Here is a 19,750-nt window from a genome sequence, read left to right as displayed (position 1 = left end):
CACTCTTCGACAGTTGAAAGGGATAACTCAATTCATCCCAGGCAGCTGGACCTTGGGTTTCACATCGTTCTGCACAACCGATGCCAACGGCGCGACTACACCTTGGCTTTTGAGCAATTGGCCCATGGTCGCCTTGATTCGGTACTGAGTAAATAACTGAATGTTCTTGATTTCCGCCAGACGCCGCGACGCGGTGAACAGCTCGTTTTCGCTGTCGAGCAGATCCAGCAGGGTCCGTTCGCCGAGGCTGAACTGGCGCTGGTAAGCCGTGCGCACCGAAGTGCTGTGATCGACGTATTGCTGGGCGATTGGCACCTGGGCGTTGGCGTTGTTCAGCGCGTTCCAGGCCAGGCCGAGCTCTTCGTTCAACTGGCGCAGGGCGTTGTTGCGGATGTCCAGCGCCTGATTGGCCAGGTACGACTTGGATTCCAGGTCAGCCTTGTTGCTGCCACCGGAATACAGGTTGAAGCGCATGCGCAGCATGGCCTGCCATTCATTGTTGTGACCGTTCTGGCCGTCGAGGTCGTTGTCGGCAGTGCGGCCCAGTTCGGCATCGAAACGCGGATAGAACGTCGACTTGGCGGTGGCGTACTGCTTCTCGGCAGCGGCGATATCCGACTCGGCCGAACGCAGGATCGGGCTGTTTTCCAGCATTTGCGCGCGGGCCTCGTTGAGGTTGGCCGGCATCATTGCCATGAACGGCGCCGGGCGCTCCAGTTGATCGGGCATCTGGCCGACGGCGCTGAGGAAATTGGTTTCCGAGTCGGCGAGGTTGGTCTGCTCGGTGATCAGGTTGTTGCGGGCCTGGGCCATCCGCGCTTCGGCCTGATCGAGGTCGGCGCCACTGCCTACGCCGCGCTGAGTGCGCAACTGGATCTGGTCGTAGATGCGCTGGTGGCTCTTGAGGTTTTCCTCGGCCAGACGCACGAATTCGCGGCGAGTCAGCACATCCAGATAAACCTGAGCGACAGTCAGCGCGGTACGCTCGGACGTGCCGAGCAACGAGTAGGCACGGGAGCTGACGTTGGCTTGTTGACGCGCAACCTCGTTGGAGGTGGCAAAACCGTCAAAAACCATTTGCGAGAGACGTAAACTTGACTCGCTGCGATTCAACGTCTCCCAGTGATTGCCGCCGCCGTTGGCGCGAGTGGTCACGCTGTCGGTGCCTTCGCGGCCGTAACCGCCCAGCAGATCGACCTTGGGCAGGTAGCCGCCCTTCGCCGCCTTCAACTGATAATCCGCCGCCAAACGACTGTTGACCCCCGCCTGAACCTCCGGATGGACATCCAGCGCCTGCTGCATGGCTTCTGGTAAGGATTGTGCTTGTACGAATGAAGCGGCGAGAGCGAAGGGTGCGGCAAGGAGCAAAAGCGAACGCATGGTTGGAATTTTCCCAGAACTTCTTGTCTTGAATCACAGCAAAAACGCGGCGCTGCGTCGGATGATGGCAACCCGAAAGACCGTATGTCGGAAAGTTCAAAAGAGGAACTGGATGACAGGCTGAAGGACAGGTCGCCGCGGAAATATCAATGTGACATTAGTGGGGCGATTGTTTAGGATGGCACCCATAAGGTCAATAGTTTGGCATAAAGTTAATCGCGAAAATTTATAGCCAATTTATTGACGAAATACAGCGTCAACAAGTTATCCATTTTCTAGAAACACGTCCAGACTGAAGTGGCGCCGACGCCCGTCAGGTCCATGGAAGTCAACTGAACGCGACACCCCGGAGAGTCTTTAATGAGCAGTGTTGTTGCCATCGTCAAAAGCATTGTCGGTCAGGTTTTCGTGGTGTCCCCAGAGGGCGTGCGACGCGTACTCGTTGAAGGCGATCGGCTGTACGTTGGCGATCAGATCGACACCGGTCTGTCCGGCGCCGTGTCGCTGGAACTGGCCGATGGCCGCACTCTTGACCTGGGTCGCGATACGCAGTGGAGCGCCAGCGCGCCCGACTCCAGCACCGACCTGGCAGAAGCCACCGCGCAGGCTGCGCCGTCGGTTGAGGAACTGCAGCAAGCCATCGCCGCCGGCGTCGACCCGACTACCGCCCTTGAATCCACCGCTGCTGGCCCAAGCGCCGCAGGCACTGGCGGTGCTGCCGGTGGCGGCCACAGCTTTGTCATGCTCGACGCGACCGCGGGCCGGGTCGACCCGACCATTGGCTTCCCGACTGCCGGGATCAACGCTGCCGGGCAAGTCGCCCAGGACACCACCGGTGGCCTGACCAGCGACACCACCACCAACGCCCTGCGCGCCTCGACTCTGAGCCTGAGTGCCACGCCGACCATTACCGAAGCCGGCGGCGTGCTGGTGTACACCGCAACCCTGACTCAGGCGCCGCTGACTGACCTGACCATTACCCTGTCCAACGGCTCGGTGATCGTGATTCCGGCCGGTTCCACCACCGGCACTGTCAACGTGCCGCTGGCGCCGAATGACACGGTGTACAACGACCCGACGCAAATCGACGTGACCGTCACCGGGACCACTGGCGGCAACGGCATCACCGTGACCCCGCCGACCACTCCGGCGACTACCCAGGTCACCGATACCGTCGACACCACCACCGTCACCCTGACGACAGCCCCGAACGTTACCGAAGGCGGGCAGATCACCTACACCGCGACGCTGACCAACCCGGCGCAAACCCCGGTCACCGTCACCCTGTCCAACGGTTCGACCATCACCATCGGCGCCGGCCAGACCACCGGCAGCGTCAACGTGCCGACCCCGGCAAACGATGTCTATAACAATGGCAGCACTGTCAGCACCACCATCACCGGCGCTACCGGCGGCAACTTCGAAAACCTGGTGCCGAATCCGACGCCAGCGGTGACAACCATCACCGATTCGGTCGACAACACCGGCCTGACCCTGACCGCGACCAACAACATCGTCGAAGGCGGGCAGATCACTTACACCGCGACACTGACCAACCCGGCGCAAACCCCGGTCACCGTCACCCTGTCCAACGGCTCGACCATCACCATTGCCGCTGGCGAAACCGTCGGCACCGTCAACGTGCCGACTGCGGCCAATGACGTCTACAACAACGGCAGCACCGTCAGCACCACCATAACTGGCGCTACCGGTGGCAATTTCGAAAACCTGGTGCCAAGCACGACGCCAGCGGTGACAACCATCACCGATTCGGTCGACAACACTGGCCTGACCTTGACCGCGACCAACAACATCGTTGAGGGCGGGCAGATCACCTATACCGCGACACTGACAAACCCGGCGCAAACCCCGGTGACTGTCACCCTGTCCAACGGCTCGACCATCACCATTGCCGCTGGCGAAACCGTCGGCACCGTCAACGTGCCGACTGCGGCCAATGACGTCTACAACAACGGCAGCACCGTCAGCACCACCATAACTGGCGCTACCGGTGGCAATTTCGAAAACCTGGTGCCGAGCACGACGCCAGCGGTGACAACCATCACCGATTCGGTCGACAACACTGGCCTGACCTTGACCGCGACCAACAACATCGTTGAGGGCGGGCAGATCACCTATACCGCGACACTGACAAACCCGGCGCAAACCCCGGTGACTGTCACCCTGTCGAACGGCTCGACCATCACCATTGCCGCTGGCGAAACCGTCGGTACCGTCAACGTGCCGACTGCGGCCAATGACGTCTATAACAACGGCAGCACCGTCAGCACCACCATCACCGGCGCTACCGGCGGCAACTTTGAAAACCTGGTGCCGAGCACCGCGCCAGCAGTTACGACCATCACCGACTCGGTCGATGACACCGGCCTGAGCCTCAGCGCTACCGGCTCCGTGGCCGAAGGCGGCCAGATCACTTACACCGCCACGTTAACCAATCCGGCGGGCACCCCAGTCACCGTTACCCTGAGCAACGGCTCGGTAATCACCATTGAGGCTGGGAAAACCACTGGCACCGTTACCGTTCCAGCCCCTGCCGACGACGTCTACAAAGACGCAGGCAAAGTCGAAGTCAGCATCAAGGACGCCACCGGCGGCAACTTCGAAAACCTGGTTCCAAACACTACGCCAGTAGTGACCGACATCACTGACACCGTCGACACCTCGACGGTGAAGCTGACCGCAGATACCTCGGTTACCGAAGGCGGTACCGTCACTTACACCGCCACCGTTGGCGCGCCAGTGACCGGCTCGCCAGTCGTGGTAACTCTGGCCAACGGCCAGAACATCACCATCGCCGTCGGCCAGACCACCGGTTCCATCACCTACACCGCGCCGAACGACGCGCTGACCGGCAACGCTCCGCTGACCAACTCGATCACTGGCGTCAGCGGCGGCAACTACGAAAATCTGGTTGCCGACAAATCTCCAGTTTCGACCACCGTCACCGACGTTGCCGACACCACCAATCTGTCGCTGAGTGCGACAGGATCCGTGGCTGAAGGTGGCCAGATTACGTACACCGCGACGCTGACCAACGCCGCTGGCTCACCGGTGACCGTGACCTTGTCGAACGGCGCCGTGATCACCATCAAGGCTGGCGAAACCACCGGCACCGCGACCGTTGCTGCACCTGCCGATGACGTCTACAAAGACGCCGGCTCCGTGCAGGCGACGATCACCAGCGCCACCGGTGGCAACTTCGAAAACCTGGTACCAAGCACTGCTCCAGCCGTGACGACAGTCACCGACACCATCGATACCTCGACAGTCAAATTGACCGCCGATACTTCGGTCGCCGAAGGCGGCATCGTCACCTACACCGCCACCGTTGGCGCACCGGTTACCGGCTCGCCTGTTGTCGTGACGTTGGCCAACGGCCAGAACATTACCATCGCCGTCGGCCAGACCACCGGCAGCGTTACCATCCCCGTATCGAATGACGTCCAGATCGGTCACGCACCGTTGACCAACTCGATCACCAACGTCAGCGGCGGCAACTACGAAAATCTGGTTGCCGACAAGACCCCGGTCAGCACCACCGTGACCGACACCGTCGACACCACCACCGTTGCGTTGACCGCCACCGGCAACGTCAACGAAGGCGGGCAGATCGTCTACACCGCGACGCTGAGCAACCCGGCCGGCACGCCAGTGACCGTGACCCTGAGCAACGGCTCAACGATCACCATCGACGCCGGCAAGACCACCGGCACCGTGACCGTTCCGGCGCCTGCTGATGACGTCTACAAAGACGCCGGCAAAGTCGAAGTGACCATCAAGGACACTGCGGGCGGCAACTTCGAAAACCTCGTCGCCAACCCGACGCCGGCGGTGACCAACGTCGCCGACACCGTCAACACCACGCACCTGACCCTCAGCGCCGAAAGCTACGTGCTCGAAGGCACCTCGATCACGTACACCGCGACCCTGACCAACGCCGCGCAGACGCCGGTGACCGTCAACCTGAGCAACGGCCAGACCATCACCATCGAGGCTGGCAAGACCAGCGGTTCGGTGACCATCGCTGCGCCGAGCGATGACGTGTACAAGGATGTCAGCAAGCTCACCGTGACCATGACCGATGCCAGCGGCGGCAATTTCGAGAGACTCGACGTCAGCAAGACCCCGGTCAGCACCACGGTCAACGACACCGTCGACAAGACCAGCCTGACCCTGACCGCCAGTGACACCGTCAGCGAAGGTGGCCAGATCACCTACACCGCGACCCTGAGCAACCCGGCCGGCACCGCCATGACAGTGACCCTGGCCAACGGCGCGGTGATCAACATCGCTGCCGGTGCCACCAGCGGTTCGGTGAACTTCCCTGCCCCGGCCAACACGCCCTACGTGGATGGCGGCAAGGTGCAGACGGCGATCTCCAGCCACACCGGCGGCAATTTCGAGAAGGTCGATGCCGATCGCTCTGCGGTCGTGACCAAAGTCACCGACAGCGTCGACACCACCAATATCAGCCTGAGCGCCACCGGCAGCGTTGCCGAAGGTGGCTCGATCGTCTACACCGCGACCCTGACCAATCCGGCCGGCACGGCAATGACCGTGACCCTGAGCAACGGTGCGGTGATCAATATCGCCAAAGGCGCGACCAGCGGCACCGCGACGGTCGCCGCACCGGGCGATGACGTGTACAAGGACGCCGGCAAGGTCGATGCGAGCATCACCAAGACCGGCGGCGGCAATTTTGAAAACCTGGTAGTCGACAAGACCTCGGCGGTGACCGATGTCACCGACACCGTCGACAACAGCACTGTTTCGCTGACGGCCAGCGCCAGCACTGTCGAAGGCGGCGTGGTGGTGTACACCGCGTCCGTGACCGCGCCGGTCACCGGCTCGCCAGTGGTCGTGACCTTGTCCAACGGCCAGACCATCACCATCCCGGTCGGCGCCAGCAACGCCAGCGTCAACTTCACCGCGCCGAACGATGCTCTGGCCGGCGGCAACACGCTGAGCGTCAAAATCGACGGCACCAGCGGTGGCAATTACGAAAACCTCGTCGCCGATAAAACCCCGGCCGTGACCTCGGTGACTGACGTTGCCGACACCACCAACCTGTCATTGTCTGCGACTGGCTCCGTGGCCGAGGGCGGTTCGATTGTCTACACCGCGACCCTGAGCAATCCGGCCGGTACGCCGGTCACCGTGAATCTGAGCAACGGTACGGTCATTACCATCGAAGCCGGCAAAACCACCGGCACCGTGACCGTTCCGGCGCCTGCCGATGACGTCTATAAAGATGCCGGCAAAATCGAAGTCACGATCAAGGACGCCTCGGGCGGCAACTTTGAAAATCTGGTACCGAGCACCACGCCGGCGGTCACTGATGTCACCGACACCGTTGACACTTCGACGGTCAAACTGACCGCCACCGAGACCGCTGCCGAAGGTGGCACTGTCACCTACACCGCCACGGTCGGCGCCCCGGTCACTGGTTCCCCGGTTGTCGTCACCCTGGCCAACGGTCAGAACATCACCATCGAAGTCGGCAAGACCAGCGGCAGCGTGAGTACCACCGCGCCGAACGATGCGTTGACCGGCCACGCGCCGATCACCAACGCGATAACCAACGTGAGCGGCGGCAATTACGAAAACCTCGTTGCCGACAAAACCCCGGTCAGCACCACCGTGACCGACACCACTGACACCACCAACCTGACGCTCAGCGCCACCGGTTCGGTGAACGAAGGCGGGCAGATCACCTACACCGCGACCCTGAGCAACGCCGCTGGTTCGCCCGTCACCGTGACGTTGTCGAACGGCGCGACGATCACCATCGACGCCGGTAAAACCACCGGCACCGTGACCGTCGATGCACCGAAGGACGACGTCTACAAAGACGCCGGCAGCGTTGAAGCGACCATCAAAGGCGCCACCGGTGGCAACTTCGAAAACCTGGTCACCAGCACCGTTCCGGCGGTGACCACTGTCAACGACACCATCGATACCTCCACCGTGTCGCTGAGCGCTACGGCAAACGTCGCCGAAGGCGATACCGTGGTCTACACCGCCACCGTGGGCGCGCCAGTGACCGGCTCGCCGGTTGTCGTGACCCTGTCCAATGGCCAGACCATCACCATCGCCGTCGGCGAAACCACCGGCAGCGTCAACTACGTCGCGCCGAACAGTCCGCTGGCGGGCGGCAGTTCGCTGAGCGTGACCATTGATGGCGCCACGGGCGGCAACTACGAAAAACTGGTGGTCGACGGCAAGTCCGCGGACACCGCGGTATCGGACACCACCGACACCACCAATCTGAATCTGACTGCCAGTGATTCGGTAGCCGAAGGTGGCCAGATCACCTACACCGCAACGCTGACCAACCCGGCCGGCACACCGGTGAGCGTGACCCTGTCGAACGGCGCCGTGATCACCATCAAGGCTGGCGAAACCACTGGCACCGTGACCGTTCCGGCACCGGCCGATGACGTCTACAAGGATGCCGGCAAAGTCGAAGTCAGCATCAAGGATGCAACGGGCGGCAATTTCGAGAACCTGGTGCCAAGCACTGCTCCGGCGGTGACCAACGTCACGGATACCATAGACACAACCACCGTCAAACTGACTGCCACCGAGTCGGCCGCTGAAGGTGGCAACGTCACCTACACCGCTACTGTTGGCGCTCCGGTAACCGGTTCTCCGGTTGTGGTGACATTGGCCAACGGGCAGACCATCACCATCGGTGTTGGCCAGACTACCGGCACCGCGACTACCACCGCACCGAACGATGTGTTGAACGGTCATGCACCGATCACTAACTCCATCACCAACGTGACCGGTGGCAACTTCGAGAATCTGGTTGCTGATAAGTCGCCGGTTTCGACCAACGTTACGGACACCGTCGACACCACCAGCCTGTCGCTTGGCGCGACCGGTTCCGTGGCTGAAGGTGGTCAGATTACGTACACCGCAACCCTGACCAACCCTGCCGGTTCGCCAGTGACCGTGACGCTGTCCAACGGCGCCGTCATCACCATCAAGGCTGGCGAAACCACCGGCACCGCAACCGTTGCTGCGCCGTCCGATGACGTATACAAAGACGCCGGTTCCGTGCAGGCGACGATCACCGGCGCCACCGGTGGCAACTTCGAGAACCTGGTGCCGAGCACTGCACCAGCCGTGACGACAGTCACCGACACCGTCGATACCTCGACCGTCAAACTGACCGCCGATACGTCGGTGGCTGAAGGCGGCACCGTGACTTACACCGCCACCGTCGGTGCGCCAGTGACTGGTTCGCCAGTTGTCGTAACCTTGGCCAACGGTCAGACCATCACCATCGGCATCGGCCAGACCACCGGCACCGCGACCACAACCGCACCGAACGATGCGTTGACCGGTCACGCACCGATCACCAACTCGATCACCAATGCGACTGGCGGCAACTTCGAAAACCTCGTAGCCGACAAGACGCCGGTCAGCACCAACGTGACCGACACCGTCGACACCACTAACCTGTCGCTGAGTGCAACCGGTTCCGTGGCTGAAGGTGGTCAGATTACCTACACCGCGACGCTGACCAACCCTGCCGGTTCGCCAGTGACCGTGACGCTGTCCAACGGTGCCGTGATCACCATCAAGGCTGGCGAAACCACCGGCACCGCGACCGTTCCGGCACCGTCCGATGACGTCTACAAAGACGCCGGTTCCGTGCAGGCGATGATCACCAGCGCCACCGGTGGCAACTTCGAAAACCTGGTACCGAGCACAACGCCCGCCATCACCAGCGTCACCGACACCATCGACACCACCACGGTGAAACTGACCGCGACCGCCACTGCGGCCGAAGGCGGCAACGTTGTTTACACCGCCACGGTTGGTGCACCAGTAACCGGCTCACCAGTTGTGGTGACGCTGGCCAACGGTCAGACCATCACCATCGGTGTTGGCCAGACCACTGGCACCGCGACTACCACCGCACCGAACGATGCCTTGACCGGTCACGCACCGATCACCAACTCGATCACCAACGTAACTGGCGGCAACTACGAAAATCTCGTGGCTGATAAAACCCCAGTCAGCACCACCGTCACCGATGTTGCCGACACTACAAATCTGTCGCTGAGTGCGACGGGCTCCGTGGCTGAAGGTGGCTCGATCGTTTACACCGCCACGCTGACCAACGCCGCTGGCTCGCCAGTGACCGTGACCTTGTCCAACGGCGCCGTGATCACCATCAAGGCTGGCGAAACCACCGGCACCACAACCGTTCCGGCACCGTCCGACGACGTCTACAAAGACGCCGGCTCGGTGCAGGCGATGATCACCAGCGCCACCGGTGGCAACTTCGAAAACCTGGTACCGAGCACAACGCCCGCCATCACCAGCGTCACCGACACCATCGACACCACCACGGTGAAACTGACCGCGACCGCCACTGCGGCCGAAGGCGGCAACGTTGTTTACACCGCCACGGTTGGTGCACCAGTAACCGGCTCGCCAGTTGTCGTAACCTTGGCCAACGGTCAAACCATCACCATCGGCGTCGGCCAGACCACTGGCACCGCGACCACGACCGCACCGAACGATGCCTTGACCGGTCACGCACCGATCACCAACTCGATCACCAATGCGACTGGCGGCAACTTCGAAAACCTCGTAGCCGACAAAACCCCGGTCAGCACCAACGTGACTGACACCGTCGACACCACTAACCTGTCGCTGAGTGCAACCGGTTCCGTGGCTGAAGGTGGTCAGATTACCTACACCGCGACGCTGACCAACCCTGCCGGTTCGCCAGTGACCGTGACCCTGTCCAACGGCGCCGTCATCACCATCAAGGCTGGCGAAACCACCGGCACCGCAACCGTTGCTGCGCCGTCCGATGACGTCTACAAAGACGCCGGTTCCGTGCAGGCGACGATCACCGGCGCCACCGGTGGCAACTTCGAGAACCTGGTGCCGAGCACTGCACCAGCCGTGACGACAGTCACCGACACCGTCGATACCTCGACCGTCAAACTGACCGCCGATACGTCGGTGGCTGAAGGCGGCACCGTGACTTACACCGCCACCGTCGGTGCGCCAGTGACTGGTTCGCCAGTTGTCGTAACCTTGGCCAACGGTCAGACCATCACCATCGGCGTCGGCCAGACCACCGGCACCGCGACTACCACCGCACCGAACGATGCCTTGACCGGTCACGCACCGATCACCAACTCGATCACCAACGTAACTGGCGGCAACTACGAAAATCTCGTGGCTGATAAAACCCCAGTCAGCACCACCGTCACCGATGTTGCCGACACTACAAATCTGTCGCTGAGTGCGACGGGCTCCGTGGCTGAAGGTGGCTCGATCGTTTACACCGCCACGCTGACCAACGCCGCTGGCTCGCCAGTGACCGTGACTTTGTCCAACGGCGCCGTCATCACCATCAAGGCTGGCGAAACCACCGGCACCGCGACCGTTCCGGCACCGGCCGATGACGTCTACAAAGACGCCGGTTCCGTGCAGGCGACGATCACTGGCGCCACCGGTGGCAACTTCGAGAACCTTGTTCCGAACACCGCTCCAGCCGTGACGACAGTCACCGACACCGTCGATACCTCGACCGTCAAATTGACAGCCGATACGTCGGTGACTGAAGGCGGCACCGTGACTTACACCGCCACCGTCGGTGCACCAGTAACCGGCTCGCCAGTTGTGGTGACGCTGGCCAACGGTCAGACCATCACCATCGGTGTTGGCCAGACCACTGGCACTGCAACCGCTGTTGCTCCGAACGATGCGCTGGTCGGCAACGCGCCGATCACCAACTCGATCACCAACGTAACTGGCGGCAACTACGAAAACCTCGTAGCCGACAAGACGCCGGTCAGTACCACCGTCACCGATGTTGCCGACACCACCAACCTGACGCTGAGTGCGACCGGTTCCGTGGCTGAAGGTGGTCAGATTACCTACACCGCGACGCTGACCAACCCTGCCGGTTCGCCTGTGACAGTAACTTTGTCCAACGGCGCCGTCATTACCATCAAGGCTGGCGAAACCACCGGTACCACAACCGTTCCGGCACCGTCCGACGACGTCTACAAAGACGCCGGCTCGGTGCAGGCGATGATCACCAGCGCCACCGGTGGCAACTTCGAAAACCTGGTACCGAGCACAACGCCCGCCATCACCAGCGTCACCGACACCATCGACACCACCACGGTGAAACTGACCGCGACCGCCACTGCGGCCGAAGGCGGCAACGTTGTTTACACCGCCACGGTTGGTGCACCAGTAACCGGCTCACCAGTTGTGGTGACGCTGGCCAACGGTCAGACCATCACCATCGGCATCGGCCAGACCACCGGCACCGCGACTACCACCGCACCGAACGATGCGTTGACCGGTCACGCGCCGATCACCAACTCGATCACCAACGTAACTGGCGGCAACTACGAAAATCTCGTGGCTGATAAAACCCCGGTCAGCACCACCGTCACCGATGTTGCCGACACTACAAATCTGTCGCTGAGTGCGACGGGCTCTGTGGCTGAAGGTGGCTCGATCGTTTACACCGCCACGCTGACCAACGCCGCTGGCTCGCCAGTGACCGTGACCTTGTCCAACGGCGCCGTGATCACCATCAAGGCTGGCGAAACCACCGGCATCGCGACCGTTCCGGCGCCGTCCGATGACGTCTACAAAGATGCCGGCTCGGTGCAGGCGACGATTACCGGCGCCACCGGTGGCAACTTCGAAAACCTGGTACCGAGCACAACGCCCGCCATCACCAGCGTCACCGACACCATCGACACCACCACGGTGAAACTGACCGCGACCGCCACTGCGGCCGAAGGCGGCAACGTTGTTTACACCGCCACGGTTGGTGCACCAGTAACCGGCTCACCAGTTGTGGTGACGCTGGCCAACGGTCAGACCATCACCATCGGCGTCGGCCAGACCACCGGCACCGCGACTACCACCGCACCGAACGATGCCTTGACCGGTCACGCACCGATCACCAACTCGATCACCAACGTAACTGGCGGCAACTACGAAAATCTCGTGGCTGATAAAACCCCAGTCAGCACCACCGTCACCGATGTTGCCGACACTACAAATCTGTCGCTGAGTGCGACGGGCTCCGTGGCTGAAGGTGGCTCGATCGTTTACACCGCCACGCTGACCAACGCCGCTGGCTCGCCAGTGACCGTGACCTTGTCCAACGGCGCCGTCATCACCATCAAGGCAGGCGAAACCACCGGTACCACAACCGTTCCGGCACCGTCCGACGACGTCTACAAAGACGCCGGCTCGGTGCAGGCGATGATCACCAGCGCCACCGGTGGCAACTTCGAAAACCTGGTACCGAGCACAACGCCCGCCATCACCAGCGTCACCGACACCATCGACACCACCTCGGTCAAACTGACCGCGACCGCCACTGCGGCTGAAGGCGGCAACGTCGTCTACACCGCCACCGTCGGTGCACCAGTTACCGGCTCGCCAGTTGTGGTAACCCTGGCCAACGGTCAAACCATCACCATCGGCATCGGCCAAACCACCGGCACCGCGACTACCACCGCACCGAACGATGCCTTGACTGGCAACGCTCCGCTGACCAACTCGATCACCAACGTGACCGGCGGCAACTTCGAAAACCTCGTAGCCGACAAAACCCCGGTCAGCACCAACGTGACTGACACCGTCGACACCACTAACCTGTCGCTCAGTGCAACCGGTTCTGTGGCCGAAGGTGGTCAGATTACCTACACCGCGACGCTGACCAACCCTGCCGGTTCACCTGTGACAGTAACCCTGTCCAACGGCGCCGTGATCACCATCAAGGCTGGCGAAACCACCGGCACCGCGACTGTGGCTGCGCCGTCCGACGACGTCTACAAAGACGCTGGCAGCGTGCAGGCAACCATCACCGGCACCAGCGGCGGCGGTTTCGAAAATCTCGTTACCAGCACCGCTCCGGCGGTCACCAGCGTCACCGACACGGTCGACACCACCACCGTCAGCATCAGCGGCAGCACCTCGGTGACCGAAGGCCAGACTGCCACCTACACCGTCAGCCTGAACCACCCGGCGCAAACCGAAGTGACCCTGAAAATCGTCTACAGCGGCACCGCCGCCGACGGGTCGGATTTCACCGGCGTCTACACCGTGAAGATTCCGGCGGGCGCGAGCAGCGCGCAGTTCAACGTCGCCACCCTCGATGACAAGATCACCGAAGGCACCGAAAATTTCGTGGTCAAGATCGATTCGGCCACTGGCGGCAACTTCGAGAACCTCGCGGTCAGCGCCACTAACGGCAGCGTCAGCACCTCGATCATCGACAACGATGCGCCACCGGTACTCGATCTGGATGCCAACAACTCCAGCGGCGCCACCGGTGCCGATTACAAAGTGACGTTCACCGAAAACACTCCGGGCGCGGGCGTGTCGATTGCCGACACCGATATCAAGATCACCGACCCGGACAGCACCCTGCTGACCGGCGCCACCGTGGTCCTGACCAACCGTCAGGACGGCGATGCGCTGAACCTGGGCAACAGCGTCAACGGCATCACCATCAATGCCAACAGCACCAACGGCACGGTGACCCTGACCCTGTCGGGTAACGCGACGCTGGCCGACTACATGCAGGTCATCAAGAACATCAGTTTCACCAACGGCAGCGAAAACCCGAGCAGCGTGCCGCGGATCATCACCGTGACCGTGACCGATGGCAGCAACTACTCCAACACCGCGACCACCACGGTCAACGTGGTGGCGGTCAACGATGCACCGGTGGCGGCGCCGAGCAATGTCACCGGCAGCGAAGACACGCCGCTGGTACTTGGCTGGTCGACCTTCGGTGTCAGCGACGTTGATAGCCCGGCCAGCAGCCTTGGGATCAAGATCACCCAGCTGCCGGGCGAAGGCAAACTGCAGTATCTGGACGGCTCGACCTGGAAGGACGTGGCCAATAACCAGACCTTCACCAAGGCCGACATCGACGCGGGCAAGCTGCGCTTCCTGCCGGATGCCAACGAGTCGGGTGTCAATGGCTACGGCGGCACCGGCCTGGGCAACAACCAGGCGGATTACGCGCAGATCAAGTTCCAGCCAACCGACGGTCAACTGCTGGGCAGCACCGGCACGGTGAAAATCGACATCACGCCCGTGGCAGACGCGCCGACTGTGAACGTGGCCGACAATAGCGTGAAGTCCACCGGACTGATCAAGGAAGTCTGGACCGGTCTGTCCGGCCTGGGTACCAGCGGCAATGGCGCGGACTCGACCACGTTGAAAAACGTCATCGATGGCGCCGGCACGCCGAACTCCAGCGGCAATGTGACCAACGTACAGTCCGACGGCAGCGTGACCGCCGGCACAGCGTCGAAGACCTCGGGCCTGATGTACCTGGAAGCCGGCAAGACCTACACCTTCAGCGGTGTCGCCGATGACAGCTTGCTGATCACCATCGGCGGCAAGAACGTGGCGTCGGGCACTTGGGGGGCGGGCGGGGCGATCAACGGATCGTTCACCCCGACCACCAGCGGCTATTACACACTCGACATCTACCACCACAACCAGAGCGGCCCGGGCAGCTACGACGTCAACCTGTCGGTCAATGGCAGCACGCCGATCGACCTGAGCAATGCTGGCGTGCCGATCTACACCGGCGTGCAGGATCTGATCAACTCGGGCGTCACCGTCTCCGATCTGCACGGCACCAACGGCGAAGGCTATTACGACGGCTACAAGCTCAACACTGGCGCCGAAGGCACCACGGTGAAACTGTCGGCGATCAGCACCGCGCTGACCGATACTGACGGCTCGGAAACCCTGAGCGTGAAAATCAGCGGTGCACCGGTCGGTTCGGTACTCAGCGATGGCGCCGGGCATACCTTCACCGTCACCGCGAGCAACGGCGAAGCCAACGTCACCGGCTGGAATCTCGGCAGCCTGACCGTGACCCCGCCGACCTACTACAACGGCCAATTCAACCTGACGGTGACCTCGACCTCCACTGAAATGGTCGGCGGTTCGGCGAGCAGCACCGCGACCATTCCGGTCACTGTGGTGCCAGCGGTCTACAACGCGGTCGTGGCAACTTCGGGCGACGACACCGTCACCGGTACCGATGGCAACGACATCATCGTCGCCGACATCGGTGGTCTGACCGTGGTGCCGGGCACCAACTACAACATTGCCTTCATGGTCGACAGCTCCGGCAGCATGAGCGCATCGTCGCTCAACGCGGCCAAGGACTCGCTGACCTCGGTGTTCAACACCCTCAAGCAAAGCCTGGGCGGCAGCAACTCAGGCACGGTGAACATCTTCCTGGTGGACTTCGATACCCAGGTCAACAAATCGGTGTCGGTCAACCTCAACGACCCGAACGCGCTGACCCTGCTCAAAGCGGTGCTGGACTCGATGGGCTCCGGCGGCGGCACCAACTACGAGGACGTGTTCAAGACCACGGCCAACTGGTTCCAGAGTGCTGACGCGGTGGCCAACACCGGGGCGAAGAACCTGACGTACTTCATCACCGATGGCCAGCCGACCTACTACCAGAGCGGCGAACAGACCAACCCGACGCTGTACGGCAGCGTCAGGCTCGACAGCGTGGTCAATACCAGCAACTACAAGCCGGGCGACAGCTTCAGCACGTACATCGACAACACCCATTACCTGAGCATCAACAGCGCTGGCACTGTGGTTTTGCAGACGTACAAAAACGGCAACTGGAACTGGAGCAATCTGGGCACTATTCACGCTCAGGGTGACGGTACCTACGAGCTGTCGAGTCTGAACGGCAGCGGCAACAGCACCGACTGGTACACCACCGACAATTCCACCAGCAGCTTCGCGTTGCTCAATGGCCTGTCGAACGTCGAAGCCATCGGTCTCAACAGCGGCGTCAGCCTTAACGATCTGAAGCCCTACGACTCGGATAAAACACCGCAGACCAACATCGATCCGAAGGATCTGGCCAACTCGATCATCGGCCACACCGAAGCGACGATGCCGGGCAACGACACCGTCAACGGCGGCGACGGCAACGACATCCTGTTCGGCGATCTGGTGAGCTTCAACGGCATTGCCGGTGAGGGTTATCAGGCGATGCAGGCGTTCGTCGCCAAGGAAACCGGCGTCGATGTCAGCAAAGTCAGCACCAGCAACGTGCACCAGTACATCACCGAGCACTATCAGGCGTTCGATGTGTCCGGTGCGCATGACGGCAACGACACCCTGCTGGGCGGCGCAGGCAATGACATCCTGTTCGGCTCGGGCGGCAACGACCTGCTCGATGGCGGCAAAGGCAATGACATCCTGCTCGGCGGCAGCGGCAACGACACGTTGATCGGTGGCAAGGGCAACGACATCCTCATCGGTGGTTCCGGTGCCGATACTTTCGTGTGGAAGGCAGGCGACACCGGTAGTGATGTGATCAAGGACTTCAAGGCCGCCGACGGTGACCGCATCGACCTGCGCGACCTGCTGCAGGGCGAGACCGGCAGCACCATCGACAACTTCCTGAAGATCACCACGGTCGACGGCACGTCCTCGCTGCAAGTCAGCTCGGGGGGCAAGTTCAACTCCGGCGATGCCGCGGCGGCAACACCGGACGTGACGATCAAACTGGAAGGCAACAACTGGTCGAGCGCCAGCCTGCACAACCTGATTGCCGGCAGCGACCCGACCATCAAGGTCGACCACAACAACAGCTGATGCATAAACAAAACGGCCGCCCTCAGGGGCGGCCGTTGCGTTGTGTCAGTCACCCCGGTGACGATTTCATCGTTGCACCGCATACTTGCGCACAGTTGGCTATGCTGCTGACAGCACGACGCTGGTTCTTTTCCGAGGGATGCTCAATGTTTTACGTGCAACGCGATGCGCAAGGCCAGTTGATTCGCGTGGAAGCTGCGGCGTACGCCGAAGCCACGGAAACGCTGCCGGCCGACAACCATGAAATCCAGGCGTGGTACGCCAACGAAGCCGTGGAGAACAGCCTCAAACAGCTCAAGCAGAGCGACTTCGAGATGATTCGGGTACTCGACGACCTGATTCAGGTGCTGACCCAAAAAGGCGTGATCCGCGTCACCGACCTGCCCCCCGCGGCCCAGGCCAAACTGATGGACCGCAACCAGGCGCGTGAGGCGCTGGGCGGGTTGAGCCAGTTGATCGATGAGGATGAGGGCGGGTTGATCTAATCCACCCGGAATCAAGAGCCTACCCTCATCGGAACGCCGCCCGCCCACCCCTCTCCCGAAGGGAGAGGGCGCCGACCGAGGTGTCTGGCGCTATACGTCGACCTGAGAGATCGGGCCGATTATGGATTCAGCGGAGTTCTTGCAGGTCGGCGTATTACATCAATATCCCACGGTCAGTCCCCTCTCCCTCTGGGAGAGGGCTAGGGTGAGGGTTGCTTTTGCGATGACTCACCGCCAAGGCTTCGGCTCACCCAGCAACTGCCCCTGCACGCCATACAAGCCCATCTCGCGAATCACTGACAGCTCGCCTTCAGTCTCGACCCGCTCGGCAATCAGCGGCAGATCGATGCTGTGCGCCGCGCGCTGGATCGCTTCGATGAACAGGCGTTTGTCGCTCTCCTGATCAATCGCCCGAATGTAGCTGCCATCGATCTTCAAGTACGCCAGGCCCAGCCGCGCCAGGTTGCCGATCATGCTGAAGCGACCGCCAAAGCGCTGCAGGCTCAAGGAGAAGCCCAATTCGCGCAGGCGTCGGGTCAGTTGCTCCAGCAGCGCTTGTTCGGGCAACTGCTCTTCGCCGATTTCCAGGGTCAGGCGCGGACCGAGGTTGGAATGTGCGCGGAGAATCTCGAAGACCTTGTTCAATGCCTGCGGATCGGCGAGGGTCGCAGAGGACAGGTTCAGCGCCAGCGAATCTTCGTGCTCTTTCATTTGCTCCAGCACGCGCTCGAGCATCAGGCGGTCGAGCCGCGCCGTCCAGCCGAAGCGCTCCAGCCACGGCAGAAAGCGCCCGGCCGGGATGGTCTGGCCTTGCTCGTCGAGCAAGCGAGAAAGCACCTTGTAATGCAGCACCAGTTGCGTGTCCTGCGCCGCTACCACCGGTTGGAAATACAACTCGAAACGCTGCTGATTCAAAGCCTGATCGAGCAAGCGATGCCAGGCGTGGTGATCATCGCCTACATCCGCCGTCAGGCTTTGATCGATGCACGCCCAGTTCTGCTCGCCTTGCCCTTCAGCCTGCGCCAGCGCCTGATCGCCCAGAGTCAGGGCCTGTTGCGGCGAATCGCCGTGAGCAAACGGCGCCAGACCGATCGACGCCACCGCAGCGACGTCGGTCGCGCCTGTGGCATGCAGACTGCTCAGCGCGCTGTCGAGATTCTGTGCCAGTTGCAGCGCCTCTTCGCGGACCAGCCCCGGCGCCAGCACGGCAAACTCACCGCCACGAATCCGCGTAATCAGGTTCTGGGTTTCCGGGTATTTGGCGCATTCGCGCGATAGTTGCTCGCCCACCGCTTTCAACAATTCATCGGTGCGCTGGCCGCCAAGGCGCTGGTTGAGGCCGGCCAGATCCTTGACCCGCAACAGCAGCAGATAACCGGAACTGGCCTGCTCCGGATTGCTCACGCGGTCATTGAGCTGCATCTCGAAATAACGCCGGTTGGCCAGCCCGGTAAGATTGTCCTGATAGGACTCGGCGCGCAGTTTTTCACTGCGTTCGGCCTGCTCCTGAAACAGCGCCTTGAGCTTCTCGACCATCTGATTCATCGCCTGCACCACACGGCGCAATTCCGGCGTGCGCGGCAACTCCGGCAGGCTGAGGAATTCGCGCCGGGCGATCGCGTGGGACTGCTGGACCATGTAATCCAGCGGCTTCAACTGCCGACGCAACAGCAACGCACCGAGTACTGCGCTCAGCGCACCGCAGAGCAACAGCCAGCCGAGGCTGCCCAGCGCGCTCTGCCACAACTTGGCCACGGCGAACATCGGATGGCTGACCACCTCGACCCGCGCCGCCTGCTCCCAGCCACGGCTGACCAAGGCGTCGCCACCGGCCGGTTCCAGGCCGATGAGTTTGACGAACCAGTCCGGGACATTGCTCACGGCGGGAATGCCGCTGCGCTCGACGATGGTCTGATCGGTCTTCACGTTGACCACTCGAATGCTGGCGTAATAACCACTGTCGAAAATCGAGCTGACCAGCAGCTCGACCATCGCCGGGTCGTCGATATTCGGCGTCAGCGACAAGGCCAGCGCCGTCGCGGCGTCCTGCGCGTGGGAGCGCAACTGATTGACGTACTGGGTACGCGAGCTCTCCAGACTGACCATGAAGCTGCCGGTGAAGGCGACCACCAGGAACAGACAGATAGCGATCAACAGCTGTTTGAACAAAGACATCTGAGCGCGTGCTC

At 61.9% G+C, this 19,750-nt stretch carries 4 protein-coding genes; 2 read left to right on the top strand and 2 right to left on the bottom strand.

The window, feature by feature from the left end; genetic code table 11:
• Window positions 1-27 precede the first annotated feature (27 nt).
• A complete protein-coding gene (locus BLU52_RS25755) occupies window positions 28-1,380 on the bottom strand; it encodes a TolC family outer membrane protein (protein ID WP_090288083.1) in 1,353 nt (450 codons plus the stop codon).
• Window positions 1,381-1,740: 360 nt separating this feature from the next.
• Here BLU52_RS25755 and BLU52_RS25750 point away from each other — a divergent pair, with 360 nt between their 5' ends.
• Both BLU52_RS25750 and BLU52_RS25745 read left to right on the top strand, forming a co-directional pair.
• Complete coding sequence (locus BLU52_RS25750; RefSeq protein ID WP_090288081.1) at window positions 1,741-17,076, top strand: LapA family giant adhesin; 15,336 nt, start codon at window positions 1,741-1,743, stop codon at window positions 17,074-17,076.
• Window positions 17,077-17,222: 146 nt separating this feature from the next.
• Window positions 17,223-17,561 (top strand): tryptophan synthase subunit beta, encoded by a 339-nt coding sequence (locus tag BLU52_RS25745; RefSeq protein WP_090288078.1) that lies wholly within the window; start codon window positions 17,223-17,225, stop codon window positions 17,559-17,561.
• Between the two features lie 228 nt (window positions 17,562-17,789).
• On the opposite strand, the gene lapD is transcribed toward BLU52_RS25745, so the two are convergent.
• Window positions 17,790-19,736 carry a cyclic di-GMP receptor LapD gene (lapD, locus tag BLU52_RS25740; protein ID WP_090288076.1) on the bottom strand — a complete coding sequence of 649 codons (1,947 nt, stop codon included), beginning with the start codon at window positions 19,734-19,736 and terminating at the stop codon, window positions 17,790-17,792.
• Between the last annotated feature and the right edge of the window lie 14 nt (window positions 19,737-19,750).

Origin of the sequence: Pseudomonas granadensis (assembly GCF_900105485.1) — a bacterium.
In the GTDB taxonomy this organism is placed as follows: Bacteria; Pseudomonadota; Gammaproteobacteria; order Pseudomonadales; family Pseudomonadaceae; genus Aquipseudomonas; species Aquipseudomonas granadensis.
This window is presented reverse-complemented; position numbering and strand designations above follow the sequence as displayed.